At 59.2% G+C, this 17,780-nt stretch carries 15 protein-coding genes; 10 read left to right on the top strand and 5 right to left on the bottom strand.

The window, feature by feature from the left end; all coding sequences use genetic code 11:
• The first annotated feature begins 40 nt into the window (after positions 1–40).
• The 4 genes from atpA (at position 41) to EKL02_RS01040 (ending at position 4,440) form a co-directional block, all read left to right on the top strand.
• The gene (atpA, locus tag EKL02_RS01055; protein ID WP_128900300.1) at positions 41–1,576 is read left to right on the top strand and encodes a F0F1 ATP synthase subunit alpha; all 1,536 of its coding nucleotides are present in this window, start codon (positions 41–43) and stop codon (positions 1,574–1,576) included.
• Between the two features lie 27 nt (positions 1,577–1,603).
• Positions 1,604–2,473, top strand: coding sequence for a F0F1 ATP synthase subunit gamma (atpG, locus tag EKL02_RS01050; RefSeq protein WP_128900299.1), 870 nt, complete (start codon positions 1,604–1,606; stop codon positions 2,471–2,473).
• A gap of 56 nt (positions 2,474–2,529) precedes the next feature.
• Positions 2,530–3,951 carry a F0F1 ATP synthase subunit beta gene (atpD, locus tag EKL02_RS01045; RefSeq protein ID WP_128900298.1) on the top strand — a complete coding sequence of 474 codons (1,422 nt, stop codon included), beginning with the start codon at positions 2,530–2,532 and terminating at the stop codon, positions 3,949–3,951.
• Between the two features lie 66 nt (positions 3,952–4,017).
• On the top strand, positions 4,018–4,440 hold the full coding sequence (locus EKL02_RS01040) for a F0F1 ATP synthase subunit epsilon (RefSeq protein ID WP_128900297.1): 423 nt from the start codon (positions 4,018–4,020) through the stop codon (positions 4,438–4,440).
• Positions 4,441–4,487: 47 nt separating this feature from the next.
• Here the strand turns inward: EKL02_RS01040 and glpD are convergent, their stop codons facing one another.
• From glpD to EKL02_RS01025, 3 genes are all read right to left on the bottom strand, one after another.
• Positions 4,488–6,014: a glycerol-3-phosphate dehydrogenase gene (gene glpD / locus EKL02_RS01035; RefSeq protein ID WP_128900296.1), complete on the bottom strand. Its 1,527-nt coding sequence runs from the start codon at positions 6,012–6,014 to the stop codon at positions 4,488–4,490.
• 66 nt (positions 6,015–6,080) lie between these two features.
• Complete coding sequence (locus EKL02_RS01030; RefSeq protein WP_128900295.1) at positions 6,081–6,827, bottom strand: hypothetical protein; 747 nt, start codon at positions 6,825–6,827, stop codon at positions 6,081–6,083.
• Positions 6,828–6,856: 29 nt separating this feature from the next.
• Positions 6,857–7,441 carry a hypothetical protein gene (locus tag EKL02_RS01025; RefSeq protein ID WP_128900294.1) on the bottom strand — a complete coding sequence of 195 codons (585 nt, stop codon included), beginning with the start codon at positions 7,439–7,441 and terminating at the stop codon, positions 6,857–6,859.
• Between the two features lie 14 nt (positions 7,442–7,455).
• Here EKL02_RS01025 and EKL02_RS01020 point away from each other — a divergent pair, with 14 nt between their 5' ends.
• From EKL02_RS01020 to EKL02_RS01000, 5 genes are all read left to right on the top strand, one after another.
• Entirely contained in the window at positions 7,456–9,519 is a 2,064-nt protein-coding gene (locus EKL02_RS01020; RefSeq protein WP_128900293.1) for a type IV pili methyl-accepting chemotaxis transducer N-terminal domain-containing protein, read from the top strand.
• 18 nt (positions 9,520–9,537) lie between these two features.
• Positions 9,538–9,903: a response regulator gene (locus EKL02_RS01015; protein WP_128900292.1), complete on the top strand. Its 366-nt coding sequence runs from the start codon at positions 9,538–9,540 to the stop codon at positions 9,901–9,903.
• Between the two features lie 59 nt (positions 9,904–9,962).
• Entirely contained in the window at positions 9,963–10,424 is a 462-nt protein-coding gene (locus tag EKL02_RS01010; RefSeq protein WP_164931912.1) for a chemotaxis protein CheX, read from the top strand.
• 186 nt (positions 10,425–10,610) lie between these two features.
• A complete protein-coding gene (hemE, locus tag EKL02_RS01005; protein ID WP_128900290.1) occupies positions 10,611–11,693 on the top strand; it encodes a uroporphyrinogen decarboxylase in 1,083 nt (360 codons plus the stop codon).
• A gap of 679 nt (positions 11,694–12,372) precedes the next feature.
• Entirely contained in the window at positions 12,373–14,523 is a 2,151-nt protein-coding gene (locus EKL02_RS01000) for a primosomal protein N' (protein WP_128900289.1), read from the top strand.
• A gap of 42 nt (positions 14,524–14,565) precedes the next feature.
• On the opposite strand, the gene EKL02_RS00995 is transcribed toward EKL02_RS01000, so the two are convergent.
• On the bottom strand, positions 14,566–15,108 hold the full coding sequence (locus EKL02_RS00995; protein WP_128900288.1) for a hypothetical protein: 543 nt from the start codon (positions 15,106–15,108) through the stop codon (positions 14,566–14,568).
• Between the two features lie 257 nt (positions 15,109–15,365).
• Between EKL02_RS00995 and EKL02_RS00990 the strand changes: the two genes are divergently transcribed.
• Positions 15,366–17,153, top strand: a complete 1,788-nt coding sequence (locus EKL02_RS00990) for a YsnF/AvaK domain-containing protein (RefSeq protein WP_128900287.1) — start codon at positions 15,366–15,368, stop codon at positions 17,151–17,153.
• A 77-nt stretch (positions 17,154–17,230) separates the two neighbouring features.
• Here the strand turns inward: EKL02_RS00990 and EKL02_RS00985 are convergent, their stop codons facing one another.
• Positions 17,231–17,713, bottom strand: a complete 483-nt coding sequence (locus tag EKL02_RS00985) for an SRPBCC family protein (protein WP_128900286.1) — start codon at positions 17,711–17,713, stop codon at positions 17,231–17,233.
• Positions 17,714–17,780 lie beyond the last annotated feature (67 nt).

The following is a 17,780-nucleotide window of genomic DNA, read 5'->3' as shown; positions in this document are numbered from 1 at the left end:
GCCACCGTCCCAGGCACAGTGAAAAATATTAGGAGTTAAAATGCAACTCAATCCGTCTGAAATCAGCGAACTGCTCAAGAGCCGCATCCAGGGTCTTGGCGAAAGCGCTGATATCCGCAACCAGGGCACGGTTATTTCCGTGACCGACGGCATCGTCCGAATTCACGGCTTGTCCGATGCAATGCAAGGCGAAATGCTGGAATTCCCAGGCAACACTTTCGGCCTCGCGCTGAACCTTGAGCGCGACTCCGTCGGCGCCGTTATCCTGGGTGCCTACGAACACATTTCCGAAGGCGACACGGTCAAGACGACCGGCCGCATCCTGGAAGTGCCGATCGGTCCGGAACTGTGTGGCCGCGTGGTCAACGCACTCGGTCAGCCGATCGACGGCAAGGGCCCGATCAACACCAAGCTGACCGCCCCGATCGAAAAAATCGCTCCAGGCGTGATCGCCCGTCAATCCGTTTCGCAGCCGCTGCAAACCGGCCTGAAGTCGATCGACGCCATGGTGCCAGTCGGCCGCGGCCAGCGCGAATTGATCATTGGCGATCGTCAGACCGGTAAATCGGCTGTCGCGATCGACACCATCATCAATCAAAAAGGCCAGGGCGTGACATGTATCTATGTCGCGATCGGCCAAAAAGCCTCGACGGTCAAAAACATCGTGCGCGCACTGGAAGAAAACGGCGCGCTGGAATACACCATCGTGGTCGCCGCTACCGCTTCCGAATCCGCCGCCATGCAATACGTCTCGGCCTACTCCGGTTGCGCCATGGGCGAATATTTCCGTGACCGCGGTCAAGATGCGCTGATCGTGTATGACGATCTGTCCAAGCAAGCCGTGGCTTACCGTCAGGTTTCCCTGCTGCTGCGCCGCCCGCCAGGCCGCGAAGCTTATCCTGGCGACGTGTTCTATCTCCACAGCCGCCTGCTGGAACGTGCAGCCCGCGTGAACCCCGACTACGTCGAGAAGTTCACCAACGGTGAAGTCAAGGGCCAGACCGGTTCGCTGACCGCACTGCCGATCATTGAAACGCAAGCAGGCGACGTTTCCGCCTTCGTGCCGACCAACGTGATCTCGATTACCGACGGCCAGATCTTCCTGGAAACCTCGCTGTTCAACGCCGGTATCCGTCCTGCGATTAACGCCGGTATTTCGGTGTCCCGCGTCGGTGGCGCAGCGCAAACCAAGGTCATCAAGAACCTGTCCGGCGGTATCCGTACCGATCTGGCGCAGTACCGTGAACTGGCTGCGTTCGCGCAGTTCGCTTCCGACCTGGACGACGCTACCCGCAAGCAGCTCGATCGTGGCGCCCGCGTGACTGAACTGCTGAAGCAGAAGCAATTCTCGCCGCTGCCGATCTCGCTGATGGCCGCTTCGCTGTTCGCAGCGAACAAGGGTTACTTCGACAGCATCGAAGTCAAGCAGGTGCTGGCGTTTGAATCCGGCCTGCATAACTTCCTGAAGACCAGCCACGGCGCACTCTTGCAAAAGATTGAAGACAGCAAGCAACTCGATAAAGACGGCGAAGCAGCATTGGCCGCCGCGATTGCCGACTTCAAGAAAACTTTCTGAACCCACAGCTAGAAGGAGTAATACCTCATGGCTGCAGGAAAAGAGATACGCGGCAAGATCAAGAGCGTAGAGAATACGAAGAAGATCACCAAGGCGATGGAAATGGTCGCCGCATCCAAAATGCGCAAGGCGCAAGACCGGATGCGGGCCGCCCGTCCCTACAGTGAAAAGGTTCGTAATATCGCTGCCAACTTGTCGCTGGCTAATCCGGAGTACACGCATCCCTTCCTGGTAAAACAGGAAGGCGCCAAGAAGATCGGCTTGATCGTGGTCACCACTGACAAGGGCCTGTGCGGTGGCATGAACACCAACGTGCTGCGCCTGACGACCAACAAGATCCGCGAAGCGGAAGGCGAAGGCGTCAAGGTCGAAGCGGTTGCGATCGGTAACAAGGGCTTCGGCTTCCTGAACCGTATCGGCGCCAAGGTGGTGTCGCACGCAACGCAGCTGGGCGATACCCCGCACCTGGAAAAGCTGATCGGACCGGTCAAGGTGCTGCTGGACGCATACCAGGAAGGCAAGCTGGATGCCGTCTACGTGTGCTACACCAAGTTCGTCACGACGATGAAGCAGGAACCGATGCTGGAGCAGTTGCTGCCCCTGTCGTCGGAGCAAATGAAGGCCGACAAGGGATCCCACTCGTGGGATTACATCTACGAGCCGGATGCGCAAACCGTCATCGATGAACTGCTGGTGCGCTACGTGGAAGCGCTGATTTACCAGGCCCTCGCCGAAAACATGGCGTCCGAGCAATCGGCGCGCATGGTGGCGATGAAGTCGGCTTCCGACAATGCCGGTAGCGTGATCAAGGAACTGAAGCTGGTCTACAACAAGACCCGCCAGGCCGCGATTACTACCGAGTTGTCCGAAATCGTCGCTGGTGCAGCTGCGGTCTAAGCGTCGCTACGCTTAACGGATTAATCGAATTTAAATTTAATATTGAAGGAACGAAAATGGCTGAAGGCAAAATCGTTCAGTGTATCGGCGCCGTGGTTGACGTGGAATTTCCACGCAATGCAGTACCCAAGGTCTACGATGCTTTGAAACTGGAAGGCTCCGAGCTGACCCTGGAAGTGCAGCAGCAGCTGGGCGACGGCATTGTCCGTACCATTGCGCTGGGCTCCTCCGACGGTCTGCGCCGTGGCTTGGTAATCAGCAACACCGGCAACCCGATCACCGTGCCGGTTGGCCCGGCGACCCTGGGCCGCATCATGGACGTGCTGGGCAACCCGATCGACGAAGTCGGTCCCGTGAGCCACGCGCAAACCGCGCAGATCCATCGCAAGGCTCCGGCCTACGACGAACTGTCGCCATCGACCGACCTGCTGGAAACCGGCATCAAGGTGATTGACCTGGTGTGCCCGTTCGCCAAGGGCGGTAAAGTCGGCCTGTTCGGCGGCGCCGGCGTCGGCAAGACCGTGAACATGATGGAACTGATCAACAACATCGCCAAGGCGCACTCGGGTCTGTCCGTGTTCGCCGGTGTTGGTGAGCGTACCCGTGAAGGCAACGACTTCTATCACGAAATGATCGAAGCCGGCGTCGTCAACGTCGAAGACTTCCCCAAGTCGAAGGTCGCGATGGTGTACGGCCAGATGAACGAACCGCCGGGTAACCGTCTGCGCGTTGCGCTGACCGGCCTGACGATTGCTGAATCGTTCCGTGACGAAGGCAAGGACGTGCTGTTCTTCGTGGATAACATCTACCGTTACACCCTGGCCGGTACCGAAGTGTCCGCGCTGCTGGGCCGTATGCCTTCCGCCGTGGGCTACCAGCCGACGCTGGCCGAAGAAATGGGCCGCCTGCAAGAGCGTATCACTTCGACCAAGACCGGTTCGATCACCTCGATCCAGGCCGTGTACGTCCCTGCGGATGACTTGACCGACCCGTCGCCTGCGACCACCTTCGCCCACTTGGACTCGACCGTGGTTCTGTCGCGTGACATCGCCGCCCTGGGTATCTACCCGGCGATCGATCCGCTCGACTCGAGCTCGCGCCAGCTGTCCCCGGACGTGGTTGGTCAGGAACACTACGACACGGCACGCGCCGTGCAAGGTACCCTGCAGCGCTACAAGGAATTGCGTGACATTATCGCGATTCTGGGCATGGACGAACTGGCACCGGAAGACAAGCTGCTGGTCGCACGTGCTCGTAAGATGCAGCGTTTCCTGTCGCAGCCGTTCCACGTTGCTGAAATCTTTACCGGTTCGCCGGGCAAGTACGTTTCGCTGAAAGACACGATCAAGGGCTTCAAGATGATCGCTTCCGGTGAACTCGATCACCTGCCGGAACAGGCTTTCTACATGGTCGGTACCATCGAAGAAGCGATCGAAAAAGGTCGCAAGATGGCTGAGGAATCCAAAAAGGCAGCCTGATCGCTTGGCGGCGAATCGTGAAGACGGTTCGCCGCACCGATAAGACGAACGATATAAGGTTCCAACATGGCAAACACTATTCACGTTGACGTGGTTTCCGCCGAAGAGCTGATCTTCGCCGGCGAAGCCGAATTCGTCGCGTTGCCGGGTGAAGCAGGCGAGCTGGGCATCTATCCGATGCACACCCCGCTGATCACCCGCATCAAGCCGGGTGCGGTACGCATCAAGGTTGGCGGTCAGGCGCAGGAAGAGCTCGTCTTCGTCGCCGGCGGCATCCTTGAGGTACAGCCGGACAAGGTGACGGTCCTGGCCGATACCGCAATCCGCGGTGCCGACCTCGACGAAGCCAAGGCAGCCGAAGCCAAGAAATTGGCCGAGGAAGCAATGGCCAACAAGGATTCGAAGATTGATTACGCCCAGGCGCAAGCCGAACTGGCCCAGGCCATTGCACAACTGGCGGCAATCGCGAAACTGCGTCAAAAGCGTTAAGCGCAACTCGCGTCAAGAAAAGGCAGCTTCGGCTGCCTTTTTGTTTTTCAGGGCGCCAACCGGGCGTCGGCCGGTTGCGGTTGCCGTGCGATCCACGCTGCCAGGATGGCGGGGCCATCGGCCGGCACATGCAGGCCGAGCTTGGAGCGGCGCCAGAGCATGTCATCCGCTGTAAGCGCCCACTCTCGCTGCATCCATTGTCGCGCTTCGATTTCATAAAGGCCGGGCAGAATTTCCAGGCCCAGGTCGGAGAGGCTGCTACAGTCGTGCAGGAGATGGTCCATGCGCGAGCCATAGGCGTGGGCATAGCGCAGCACCAGCGCTGGCGGCAGCCATGGGTATTGCGCCAGCTGGCGTTGGATGAAATCGTCAAAGCTGGTGGTGCCCGCAGACTGGCCGGGCGCCAGGTCTGCGCCTGGCAAAAGGGCATGCTCGGTCCAGGCGCCGCGTGGCGGCTGCAACAGCGGCGCCAGGCGGTCCAGCGCTTCTTCCGCCAGCTTGCGGTAGGTCGTGATCTTGCCGCCGAAAACCGAGAGCAGCGGCGCGTCGCCATCCTCGAGGACCAGTTGGTAGTCGCGCGTGAGCGCCGCGGCCGGGCCGGTGCCGTCATCAAGCAGGGGGCGCACGCCCGAATAAGTCCAGACGATGTCCGCCGGCGCCACCGGCTTGCGGAAATAATGGTTGCACAGCTCGCACAGATAGGCGATTTCAGCGCTGTCGATCGCCGCCTTGCCGGGGTCGCCCTGGAAGTCGATGTCGGTCGTGCCGACCAGAGTAAAGTCAGATTCGTAGGGAATGGCAAAGACAATGCGGCCATCCGCATTCTGGAAAATATAGGCGAACGGATGCTCGAAGAGCTTGCGGACGATGATGTGGCTGCCCTTGACCAGGCGCATCGGGCGCCCGGGTTGGGATGGCAAGGCTTTCTGGTGAAATTGTCCGGCCCAGGGGCCGGCGGCGTTCACCAGGCAACGTGCGCGCACGGTGATGGTGGCACCATCGGCGCCTGCGAGCGTGGCGAGCCAGCCATCACTGCGTTGCACTGCACTGACGCACCGGGTGCGCGTCAGGATCGTGGCGCCGCGCTCGGCGGCATCGATGGCGTTGGCAACCACCAGCCGTGCATCGTCGACCCAGCCGTCGGAATACACGAAGCCATCGGCGAACCCCGCTTTCAGGGGCGCACCGGCCGGATGCGCCTGCAGGGCAATGCGACGGGAGCCCGGCAACAGTTCGCGCCGCGCCAGATGGTCATACAGGAACAGGCCGGCCTGGATCATCCATGCCGGCCGCTGGTGACGGTCGTGCGGCAGCACGAAGCGCAACGGCCGGATCAGATGCGGCGCCGCGCGCAGCAGGCGCTCGCGCTCGCGCAAGGCCTTGCGCACCAGGGAGAATTCGAATTGCTCCAGGTAGCGCAAGCCGCCATGGATCAGCTTGGTAGAGGCGGAGGAGGTGTGGCCGGCAAGGTCGTCCTGCTCGCACAGCACGACAGAAAGGCCACGCCCGGCCGCATCGCGGGCAATGCCGGTGCCATTGATGCCGCCGCCGACTACCAGGAGGTCACAATCCAAAGCAGAGTCACTTTATCGGGAAGGGGAATTGTTGATGCCAACAGCCGGCGCTGTTTCAGTAAATGCTTAACGCTGTGACGGATAGGCAGGACGCGCAGGCTCGTTCTGAATGACAGTGACGCCTGAGCGGCGCGAACCGCCATCAATCGGACGGCTCAATGCCCGTTCCATGGCCGCATGCTGCTGCCGCACGGCGGCCTTTGCCGCATATTCTTCACGTTCGCGCGCCTGGCGCGCTTCCCTTTCCTCGCGATTAATTTCCCGTTGGCGCCGTGCTTCAAACGACTCCAATTGTCCATGAATTTGCTGGCTTTCATAACGATTGCGTTCCAAATCGCGGCGGGCATTCGCTTCCATTTCGCGTTGCTGGGCCAATTTTTCGCTCTCCAGGCGCTGCTGTTCTGCCAGCGCCAGCAGCTCGGCCTGTTCCGCTTCGGCCTTTGCACGGGATTCTTCGATCCGCAACTGCTCGATGCGGGCCTTGTTTTGCTGGTGCTGATAGATAAATAAACCGCCCACCAAGACTAACGCCAGCAGTGCAATGCCGATCCATGGGAAACCGCGAGATTCCACCACCTCATAACGTACCGGCTGGCTCGCCGTCTTCTTTAACTGTTGATCATAGCGCTCACGGCGGGCTGGCGATGAAAGCAAGGCATAAGCTTCTTCTACCGCGCGCATTTCCAGGCTTGCTCCTTCTGACAAGAGCCCTTCCTGGCCTTTGAATGCATTTTTCCGGACAAGGTATGCCTGTTCGATTTGCAAGACAGTGGCGTTGCTGCTCAGTCCCAGAATGTCGTAAAGGTTGCGCATGAAAGTAATTTATCGTTTTAATAATCCAACTACTTATAACAAAATTTACTCTCAATGTAATCTGCATTCCGGACTCGGGCGTCAAAATGTTGCATTTGAAATACTAAGATCGTATCAGCAGTAGGCGCAGCGCAAAGACAGCGAAGACCATGCGTGTCATGCGGTTCATGAAGTGCTGCAGAGATAGGGCGCCAATCATAGTGGTGCAACTCTGCTTTAATAACGTGCGCCAATGTAGTTTTCATTCTTGCAAGTGGTGCATGCCAGGACTTGAACTCACCAGAAAGAATGCGGAACCGCCAATTGAGATGGCCGGAGAGTGGCATAAACTTTGCTTTAAAGAAAGTGTTGTGCCAACGATGGTGCATCAATTCAAAGTATGCTGATAATGCAGTCGGCATCTTAGGGGCAAAGGCGTCCGAGACAAGCAAATCATGTTTGCTTGTCTCGGACGCTTTTTTTGTGCCCGCCAGTAAACAAACTGGTGCCTCTGTTCTTCTCCCGGCCAGCGCCGTGCGGTCGGTAGAGCGAGCAGGAAAGGGGCAGGCTGTAATGCAGTGAGGTAACCGGATCGCGGCAGTACGAAGGGCCGCCGCATAAAAAATTGGTGACACCGACAGGGATCAATATGAAAGCAAATTCAAAAATCACGTCTACCGGGAAATACCGCGAAATCATTCTTGCCGTCGCATTTTTTCTCGTGTTCGACTTGGCTGTATTGGTGCTTAATTTTTACATTTCATTCCAGATTTCTGAAGATGCCCTTGCCATCAACCTGGCCGGACGCCAGCGCATGCTGTCGCAACGGATGACAAAAGCCCTGCTGACCACCGAGAGCGATGTCCAGCGCGGCGTGCCGGATAGCGGCGCGCTGGCGGAACTAAAGAAAACGGTGAATTTGTTTGATAGCACGCTGATCGGCTTTCAACGCGGCGCAATGGTCACTGGCGGAAATGAAAAGCCGATTTATCTCGCAGCCGTCACGATTCCGCAAGGACAGGCCATCCTGCAGAAAGCCGAGGCAATCTGGCTGCCCTACAAGAAAATACTCGCCCCGCTTGTCGCCGAGCGCGCATTTACGCCGGAACAGCTGGCGGCGGCAGATCGTTACGCCCGCGCCAATAACCTGAAGTTGCTGGCACTGATGAATGAGCTGACGACGCAACTGGAGCAGACCGCCAATGCCAAAGCCGACATGCTGCGTACCGTGCAGACGATCGGCATCGTCCTGGCATTGCTTAATTTTGCCTTCATCCTCTTCAAGTTCATTCGGCGCCTGCAAGCGAATGATCGCAAGGTAGGTGCCGCGCAAAAAGAAACGGCTGAAATCCTGGGGACCGTCAAGGATGGGTTGTTCCTGCTCGATGCGCAATTCCGGATCGGCTCGCAATTCTCCCAATCGCTGCCGCACATTCTGGGCCGCCCGATTGTGCCGGATAGCGATTTTCGTACAGTGCTGCAGGAAATGATGTCACAGGCAAGCGTGACGACTGCCTGCGATTACATCGAGCTGCTGTTTGGCGATCGGGTCAAGGAAGCGTTGGTCGCCGCCCTGAACCCGATGTCCGCGCTCGAAGTCATGGTGGCCGACGCGAATGGGATGACTGCCAGGCGCTTTCTCAAGTTTCAGTTCAATCGCGTCCTGGAAAATGACAAGACATCGCATCTGCTGGTGACCGTGATTGATGTCACTAAGCAGATCGAACTCGAACGCGCACTGGAGCTGGCCAAACGGGAAGCCAAGGCGGAAATGGAAATCATGCTTGATTTGCTCAAGGTGAATCCCGTAACGCTGAACCAGTTTCTGGAAACGAGCGAACGTACCTTGCTCGAAGTGAATGATTTCCTGCGTTCCGCTGGCAATACCGCCAACTATCGCAGCACGATCAGTACCATCTTCCGCAAGATTCATACCCTGAAAGGGGAAGCGGCCGCGTTAGACCTGGAGATGTTTGAAAACCTGGCGCAGCAATTCGAGACGCAGCTGGCGGGCCTGCGCGAAAAGGGCGATATCTCCGGCGATGACCTCCTGGCCTTGCCATTTCCGCTGGAGGAATTCCTGCAGCGCGTTGCCATGGTCCGCAGCCTGGTAGAACGCCTGGCTGGCTATCATGATGCCTTCACCCCGGCAGTGGATGACCAGACATTTGCACAAAATCTTGCCAAGTTAAGCCAACGGATTGCGCTTGATAACGGCAAGGAAGTGCGGCTGGACACCGATCTCGCGCTTCTGGGCGCGCTGCCGCACCAGACCCGCAACGACTTGCAGGATATAACGGTCCAGTTGCTGCGCAATGCCATTGCCCATGGCATCGAGCCGGCGCCCGAACGCGCCGGCCTGGCAAAGCCGTCGGCCGGCAATATCCAGATCGCGCTCAAGCAAAGCGAAACAGGGGAATACGAATTGATGCTGCGCGACGATGGGCGCGGGCTTGTGCCGCACAAGATCCGGGAGGCCTTACTACAGGCCAGGCGCTACACCGAAGCCCAGTTAAACGAGCTGGATGACCGCCAGGTCGTGATGAAGATATTCGAGCCGGGATTTTCTACTGCCGGCAAGGCCACGCGTGATGCCGGCCATGGTGTCGGCATGGATGTCGTCAAGCACAAAGTCGAGCAGCTAGGCGCCCGCATACGCCTCTCGTCCCGAGAAAACGCGTTTACACAATTCAGCATTCATTTCGCCATCTAGGATCCCGGGAGCTTACAAGTGAAACTGCTTATCGTGGATGATTCCAATATTATCCGTTCACGCATTGCAAGGATTGCGCTGCATCCGAGCTTGCGGCAACTGAGTATCGTCGGACTGGCAAAGAATGGCATCGAAGCGGTTGAACTTTGCCAGCGCAATATGCCGGATGTGGTGACGATGGATCTGACCATGCCGGAAATGGATGGCATCGCTTGCATTGAAATCCTTATCGCCCGCAATCCCGGCCTGAACATTCTGGTGGTGTCCGCCCTGAGCGACAAGGTCACCGCGATCGCGGCCCTGAAGAAAGGGGCGCGGGGGTTTTTGCATAAGCCGTTTTCCGATGAACAATTGGCCAACGCTTTGCTGGAAGTCTCCCAGTAGCGCAAGCCGACCCTATGACGACACGTGTTTTGAATCGACCAAGCTTCAGGAAACAATCTATGGCGACGCTTCGTGAAACCGAATTAAAAATCTTCATTGATGCAGTGACTCACTACTTTCTGCATTTGACCAGCGAGCCGGCGGAGATCCGCGCAGCGTATCTTGCAGAAACCGATTTACCGCGCTTCGATTACACCGGCTTGATCACCCTGTCCGGCCAGTTTCGGGGATGTATCTATTTTTCGGCGCCCCGCATTCTGGTGCGGGAGTTGCTGATCCGCCTGCAGGAACCGGATACTTGTGAAGCCAATCTGCTGGATGCTGTAGGCGAGGTGGCCAATACCATATCCGGCAATGCCCGGCAGCATTTTGGTGACCGGCTTGAAATTTCCGTGCCGATTACCATCCTTGGCAACACGCAGCAAATCAAGTCGTCCACCCGGACGCGGCCATTTGCCATTCTGTTGCGCTGGCAGCGCTACGAGGCAGCCGTGGTGATTGACATCGAAGCCACTGCCTGAACCGAACGACATGGGCTGGTCACGGCGGGGCAGGGAAGTATTTATCTATTGGCAAAAAAGTCTGGCATTCGCCGTTCCCGCTGTGCTCAATCACGGGAACATTCCTGCTGATATCCGCCATTTCCGCTGCAACCCTCGTCTCTTGGGCGATAATAGCGGGTTATTCAATTCCGCCAGATGATGCCCATGTCCAGTTCCTTCGCACCCCTCAAGAACGACACCTTCCTGCGCGCCTTGCTGCGCCAGCCGACCGAGTACACGCCGCTGTGGCTGATGCGCCAGGCTGGCCGCTATCTGCCGGAATACAATGCCACGCGCAAGCGCGCCGGCTCCTTCCTCGGGCTGGCAAAGAATCCCGACTACGCCACCGAAGTCACGCTGCAGCCGCTGGAGCGCTTCCCGCTGGATGCGGCGATCCTGTTTTCCGATATCCTGACGGTGCCCGATGCCATGGGCCTGGGCCTGTATTTCGCCGAGGGCGAGGGGCCGAAGTTCGAGCGCCCGCTGCGCGACGAAGCGGCGGTGAAGGCGCTGCGCCTGCCGGAGGCGGGCAGCCTGCAATACGTGTTTGACGCCGTCACGCAGATCCGGACGGAATTGAACGGCCGCGTGCCGCTGATCGGCTTTTCCGGCAGCCCCTGGACGCTGGCGTGCTACATGGTCGAGGGCGGCGGCTCGGATGACTTCCGTACCATCAAGACCATGCTGTACCAGCGCCCGGACCTGCTGCACCATATCCTCAAGACCAATGCCCAGGCGGTGGCGACTTACCTGAATGCGCAGATCGAGGCGGGCGCGCAAGCCGTGATGGTGTTCGATACCTGGGGCGGCGTGCTGGCCGATGGCGCCTACCAGGCGTTTTCGCTGGCGTACCTGCGCGAGGTATGGGCTAACCTGAAGCGCGAGCACAATGGCGTGCGCATCCCCAGCATCGTGTTTACCAAGGGCGGCGGACTGTGGCTGGAGCAGATTGCCGGCATCGGCGCCGACGCCGTCGGCCTGGACTGGACCGTCAACCTCGGGCAGGCGCGTGCGCGCGTGGGTGCGCAGGTGGCCTTGCAGGGCAACCTCGACCCCAACGTGCTGTTCGCCAGCCCCGCGCAAATCCAGGCGGAAGTTGGCAAGCTCTTGCAATCCTTCGGCGCGCCGGGGAATGGCCATGTCTTCAACCTCGGCCATGGCATTTCGCAATTCACGCCGCCGGAGTCGGTGGCCGTGCTGGTCGAGGCCGTGCACGAACAAAGCCGGGCGCTGCGCCAGCCTGGATAAGGCTGTCCTTAATAGTGCATGCAGGAACTATTTTGGGGCGCTGCATGCACTTATTCACAGAATGTGAGTAAATTTCCTTAGGTAAAAAAATTTATTTTACTAAATGATTTTTCGCAAGGCAATTTTCGTAAGTCATTGATTTGTAAGGGATGGAAATTTTGGTTGGCAACAGGAAAGATTGCAGAAAACCCCGTCATTCTGCGGCTTTCCGCCTGTCAAGAGGATTTTGTCCACAAAGTTATCCACAGGTAATGTGAATAGAATGAAAAAGCCTTTTGGAATCAGTACTTAGGCGAAAAATTGATGTTTTACCTTAAGTAGCCAATGTGGCATGGCAAGAATGAATTACTTGACGATATGAATATTTTTTGTTCTTCACATTCGCCAAAAAAGGGCCACCCCCTTCAACTTATTCACAAACCTGCCATGTTGCGGAGCAACATAAATTATTTGCCGAAAATAATTTCCTGCATCAAAGCTCAGAAAGCAAGTCGTTGATTTTAAAGGAAAATATTTTTGCCCTCCGAATGAGCAGTTTGTTGAAACCCGCATAAATACTGGTACTTGCGGGTGTCAAGCATGGCTTGTCCACAAAGTTATCCACAGTATCTGTGGATAGTTGAAAAAACGCTTATGAAACCGCCGCTTAGCTTCATTATTAAAGAATCACTTTAACTGCGTGGAACACTGCATCCTCAAAATTGCACTCGATACACCACTTGACAGTTGTTTCGATTATCGTTGGCAACTTGTCACAGGGGCGGGGGCGCTGCCCCAGCCGGGACATCTGGCCATTGTGCCGTTCGGTCGCCGCGAAGTGGTGGGGGTCATCGTCGCAGTGAGCGAACACAGCGAGGTGTCGCCGGAAAAGCTCAAGGATGCGCTGGCAGTGCACGTGCAGATTCCGCCGTTGTCACGGGCCTGGCTGGCTTTGTGCCAGTTCGCTGCCGATTATTACCATCGGCCGCTGGGCGAGGTGGCGGTGCCGGGCTTGCCGAAAAACTTGCGCGCCATAAAGACCACGGCGCTGGACAAGGCCCTGAAAAAATTGCACACGCCGGTGACGGCGCAGGTACCGGCAAAGGCATCCAGAGCAGCCCGGGCGCGCGCAAAAACGGCCGATGCAGAGGTTGCCGTTGTGGCGGTTGCGGCGAGCGACATGGCCCTTGAGGAAGCGGCCGTGGTGCCCGAAGTGCCTGCCGCACCATGCCTGAACCCGCCGCAGCAAGCCGCGGTGGACGCGATTGCCGGCGCCGCAGGATTTGCGCCCTTCCTGCTGTATGGCGTCACCGGCAGCGGCAAGACCGAGGTGTACCTGCAGGCGGCCGCACGCATCCTGGCGCGGGCGCAGCCGGAAGAGGCGCCCTCGCAAGTGCTGATCCTGGTGCCGGAGATTAACCTGACGCCGCAATGGCTGGCCAACGTGCAGGCGCGTTTTCCGCACCTGGCGATTGCGATGCTGCACAGCGGCCTGGCCGAGGGCGAGCGCCTGGCGCACTGGCTGTCGGCACACCATGGTCGCGCGCAAATCGTGCTGGGCACGCGCCTGGCGATCCTGGCATCGTTGCCGCACCTCAAGCTGCTGGTGGTCGACGAAGAGCACGACCCGTCCTACAAGCAGCAGGAAGGCTTGCGCTATTCGGCGCGCGACCTGGCCGTGTGGCGGGCGCACCAGCTCGGCATTCCCGTGGTACTGGGGTCGGCCACGCCTTCGCTGGAATCCTGGCAACATGTGCAATCAGGGCGCTACCGCAAGCTGGAGTTGCGCGAGCGGGCCGTGCCCGACGCCGTGCTGCCGAAGGTGCGCCTGATCGACATGGAGCGCGACAAGCCGACGGGCGGGCTGACCGCCACCCTGGTCAAGGCGCTGAAGCTGCGGCTCGAGCGCGGCGAGCAATCGCTGCTCTTCCTGAACCGGCGCGGCTATGCACCGGTGATCGCCTGCGAGGCGTGCGGCTGGATCAGCAATTGCGCGCATTGCAGCGCCTACATGGTCTTGCACAAGCTGGACCACCGCCTGCGCTGCCACCATTGCAGCTGCGAGATGCGCATCCCGCGCAATTGCCCGACCTGCGGCGATGTCGACCTGCAGCCTCTGGGGAGGGGCACGCAACGCGTGGAAGAGGGTTTGCAGCAGATGTTCCCGACAGCGCGCATCCTGCGCATCGATGCCGATTCGACGCGCTTGAAAGGCAGCGCCCAAGCGGCGTTCAGCGCGGTGCACCAGGGCGAGGTGGATATCCTGGTGGGCACGCAGATGGTGGCCAAGGGGCACGATTTCCAGAACCTGACGCTGGTGGGCGTGCTCAATCCGGATACGGCGCTGTTTTCGCAGGATTACCGCGCCGCAGAACGCCTGTTTGCGCAATTGATGCAGGTGGCAGGGCGCGCCGGGCGGCGCGCGCAAAAGGCGGATGGCAGCCCCAGCGAAGTGTGGATCCAGACACGCTATCCGCAGCATCCCCTGTATGGCGCGTTGATGGCACATGACTACGAGCGCTTTGCCCAGGGCCAGCTGGAAGAGCGTGGCCAGGCCGACTTGCCGCCATTTATCTTCCAGGCGCTGTTGCGCGCGGAAGCGCGCGAACTGCAGCTGGCGCTGGAATTCCTGCATGCCTCGAGCCAGCTTCTGGAATATCCGGGCATCACCATCCACGACCCGATTCCGATGTCGATGACCCGGGTCGCCAATGTCGAGCGGGCGCAACTGCTGGTGGAGTCCGGTTCGCGTCCGGCATTGCAGGCATTCCTGAATGACTGGCTGCCGCTGCTGCGCGAGATCAGGCCACGCGTCAAATGGTCGCTCGAAGTCGATCCGGTCGATATCTAGAAACCTTGCCTCGGTCGCGCCGCTGGCGGCTGGTATCGGCGTCTAATGCAAGTCCACCAGTGCGGGAGGCTGCAGCGGATTGAAATCCGCCCAGTCGCCATTGGCGATGGTGCCTTGGGCGCGTTCGATATCCTGGGCGTGCAATGCATGCAGCAGGCGGATGGCGCGGTCTTCTGCATCCGGGTCGGGGGCCAGTACCGCCAGCATCATGCCAGCGTGGCGAAAGGGGGCGCTGTTGCCATCGTCATCCATCTCCGACAGCGAGCCTGCCAGGTCGCCGACATGGGCGCCCACCAGGGCGCCAACCATGGGACCGACCGGCCCCAGCACGGGTATGGTGGTGGCGCCAAGGGCAGCACCGACGGCGCCGCCGGCGAGCCCGCCGCGGCTGATGCCATGCCTGCTATGCTCAGCGCCATGCGATTCCACTTCATCGCCGCCGATCGGCGTGAGGTCGTGCTGGCCCGGGGGATTGACATAGAAGCTGGTGATCTGCTCTTCGGCAAAACCGGCGCGCAGAAATTCCGCCCGCGCTTCTTCGACCATAGCTTGTTGATCGAAACGACCGGCAATGATGTTGCTCATGGCTCGCTCCTTCAGAAACAGACAATGATTCCCATTGAGTAAGAGCCTGAACACTGGAATTAGTTCGAGGAAGAAGAGCGTCCCGCCAAGACGCTGGAGAGCCGGTAATTTTTACCCTGCTGCGCGTAAAACACGCTGCGGCCGCAACCGGCGATCAGCCCGATAAGACAGCAGAGCGCCGGCCCGGTGCCAGGCTTGTTTATTGCATCCCATGCTTTCCTGTTTTTGCAGCGAAGTCCCAGGCTTCCCGAATTGCGATGAATCCCAACAATGCATTTCCAGAACGCCCTGCAGGGGTGGCTGCCGCCACACGGGCACACGATGTCGCCGGCAACGCGGTCGAGGCAACTAGCCTGCCGGTTGTGCAGGAGCGCATCGAAGTCAGCAAACGCACAATTGATAGCGGGCGAGGCGTGCGCGTGCAACGCCATACGGTGGAACACACGCAAGTTGTGGATGAACCCTTGCGCGAGGAAACGGTGGAAGTCGTTCGTGTCCCGGTGGGCACGATGGTCGACAGCGCGGCCCCGCCCGTGCCGCGCCAGGAGGGCGATACCTTTATCGTGCCCGTGCTCGAAGAAGTCCTGGTGGTCGAGCGACGCTTGCGCCTGAAGGAAGAGGTGCGCATTACCAGGCATCAACGGGACAGGCGCGCGCCGCAATCTGTCGTCGTCAAGTCGTATGAGGTCCAGGTCGAACGGTTCGATGAAAACCCTGAAGGCGACGGGCCGCCACCGGGAACTCCATCGCCGTCACAAGACCCTAAGCGGGACGACAATATTCCTGGCGATTTTGCCCGGCAACCTCTATTACAGGAGAACATCATGGCTAATACTGTGGTGGGTGTGTACCAGAACTACACCCAGGCGCAAGGCGCCTACAATGAATTGCTTGCCAACGGCTTCGATCGTACCGATCTTCAGCTTTCACCTGAGGAAGAATCGCCCAATGCGCGCCAGACCTCGCTGAGTGCGACGGGCACGACAACCGCAAGCGAGGACCAGTCATTCGGCTCCGGCATCCGCAATTTCTTTCACAATCTGTTCGGCGGTAACGACGACTACAGCGAGCATGCCGATGTCTATTCGGAAGCCGTGCGCCGCGGACATTATCTCTTGACGGTGCATGCCAGCGATGACACGGAACTGACACAGGCGACCCAGGTGATGAACCGCTTCGGCGCAATCGATATCGATGAACGCGCCGCGCAGTGGAAGAGCCGTGGCTGGTCACGCTACGATGAAGCGGCGCCAGCCTTGAGCGATAGCGAAATCGAGGAAGAGCACCGCTATTACTCGACCGGCGCAGCGACAGGCAGCGGTCTGGACGATACTGCCCGCACGACGGCCACCCAGGCGAGCATGAGAGAGAACGACTTGCAGCGGCGCCAGGCTGCCACGGGCGGCATCGCCGCGGGTGCGACCATTCCCGTGGTGCAGGAAGCACTGCAGGTCGGCAAGCGCGTAGTCGAGCGTGGCGGCGTGCGGGTGTTCCAGCGGGTTAGCGAAACCCCGGTCAATGAGTCGGTGAACCTGCACGAGGAGCGGGTAAATGTGGAACGGCGCCCAGTGGACCGCCAGGCCAGCGAAGCCGAATTGAGCGGGCTGCAGGAAGGCTCTTTCGAAATGCGGGAAACGTCGGAAGAGGCAGTCGTTGGCAAGACTGCGCGCGTCGTCGAAGAAGTGGTTGTCAGCAAGGAGTCGCGCGACAGGACCCAGGATATTCGCGATACTGTGCGGCGCACGGACGTTGAAGTCGAACAGCTCGGTGCGACGGGACGCACCGGCACCGAGATGCTGGACAACGATGATGAATACCGCCGGCACTTCCAGACGACGTATGGCAACAGTGGCAAATTCGAGGATTATGCGCCGGCGTATCAGTATGGCTCCAGTGTCGCGGCCGACGAGCGCTTCCGTGGACATCCCTGGGATGAAGCCGAGGAAGACGTGCATGCGGACTGGGAATCGCACTATGGCGCGGCAACGCCGTGGGAAAAAGCCAAGAATGCAGTGCGGTATGGCTGGGAACGCGCGACCCGCTAAACCGTATTACGTCGGGCAGCACTTTGGCGGGCAGTCGTGCGTGGCACGGCTGCCCGCCATTTCATGGTACTGCCGCTTCAGCTTGGCAGGCGATCCAGCCGGCCTTCTTCGGCCAGGCGGCGGATGGTGCGGATGGTTTCCACGTCGGCCTCGTGATAGGCCGAGCGGCGGAATTCATTGTAGAAATCCGTCATCGCATCGTGCGCATCGGGCGAGCCTTCCTCGTAATCGAAACGCACGAAAAACGCTTCCGGCGTCGGTTCCTCGATGCGCATGGTCATGCGCGAGGCGGCAATGTCTCCCTGTGCCGGCACTTCATACAGGACCTCTACTTGCGGCGAAAAATGCACCCGGTCGCGAATGACCAACGTGCCATAACGCAACTCGCGTGACACGCCTTCCGCCGTGCGATCCAGCAGGGTGCACTGGTCGAGATGCGCCATGAACAAGGTCGGTGATTCTGCGCGCAAGACCAACCCGTACCAGAGCTGCGCCCGGCTCAGAAAAGGCACCAGGGGATTTTTCGGATCGTTGATTTCGATGAGGTGGTGAAATTTCATGTGCGGCAGTCAGCAAGGCGAATTCGGCAAGTGTAATGCAATCGGCGCGCCGATGTAGAGCGGCTTT

The sequence above is a fragment of the Janthinobacterium sp. 17J80-10 genome (assembly GCF_004114795.1).
In the GTDB taxonomy this organism is placed as follows: domain Bacteria; phylum Pseudomonadota; class Gammaproteobacteria; order Burkholderiales; family Burkholderiaceae_D; genus Paucimonas.
Note: the sequence above shows the minus strand (reverse complement) of the source record. Positions and strands in the feature narration are given on the sequence as shown.

Bases quoted from the DNA above. Each gene is read 5' to 3' on its own strand.
- EKL02_RS00985 (WP_128900286.1), bottom strand. From the start codon at position 17,713: ATGAAATTTCACCACCTCATCGAAATCAACGATCCGAAAAATCCCCTG.
- atpD (WP_128900298.1), top strand. From the start codon at position 2,530: ATGGCTGAAGGCAAAATCGTTCAGTGTATCGGCGCCGTGGTTGACGTG.
- atpA (WP_128900300.1), top strand. From the start codon at position 41: ATGCAACTCAATCCGTCTGAAATCAGCGAACTGCTCAAGAGCCGCATC.
- EKL02_RS01010 (WP_164931912.1), top strand. From the start codon at position 9,963: ATGGCGACGCTTCGTGAAACCGAATTAAAAATCTTCATTGATGCAGTG.
- EKL02_RS00990 (WP_128900287.1), top strand. From the start codon at position 15,366: ATGAATCCCAACAATGCATTTCCAGAACGCCCTGCAGGGGTGGCTGCC.
- atpG (WP_128900299.1), top strand. From the start codon at position 1,604: ATGGCTGCAGGAAAAGAGATACGCGGCAAGATCAAGAGCGTAGAGAAT.
- hemE (WP_128900290.1), top strand. From the start codon at position 10,611: ATGTCCAGTTCCTTCGCACCCCTCAAGAACGACACCTTCCTGCGCGCC.
- EKL02_RS01020 (WP_128900293.1), top strand. From the start codon at position 7,456: ATGAAAGCAAATTCAAAAATCACGTCTACCGGGAAATACCGCGAAATC.
- EKL02_RS00995 (WP_128900288.1), bottom strand. From the start codon at position 15,108: ATGAGCAACATCATTGCCGGTCGTTTCGATCAACAAGCTATGGTCGAA.
- EKL02_RS01030 (WP_128900295.1), bottom strand. From the start codon at position 6,827: ATGCGCAACCTTTACGACATTCTGGGACTGAGCAGCAACGCCACTGTC.
- EKL02_RS01040 (WP_128900297.1), top strand. From the start codon at position 4,018: ATGGCAAACACTATTCACGTTGACGTGGTTTCCGCCGAAGAGCTGATC.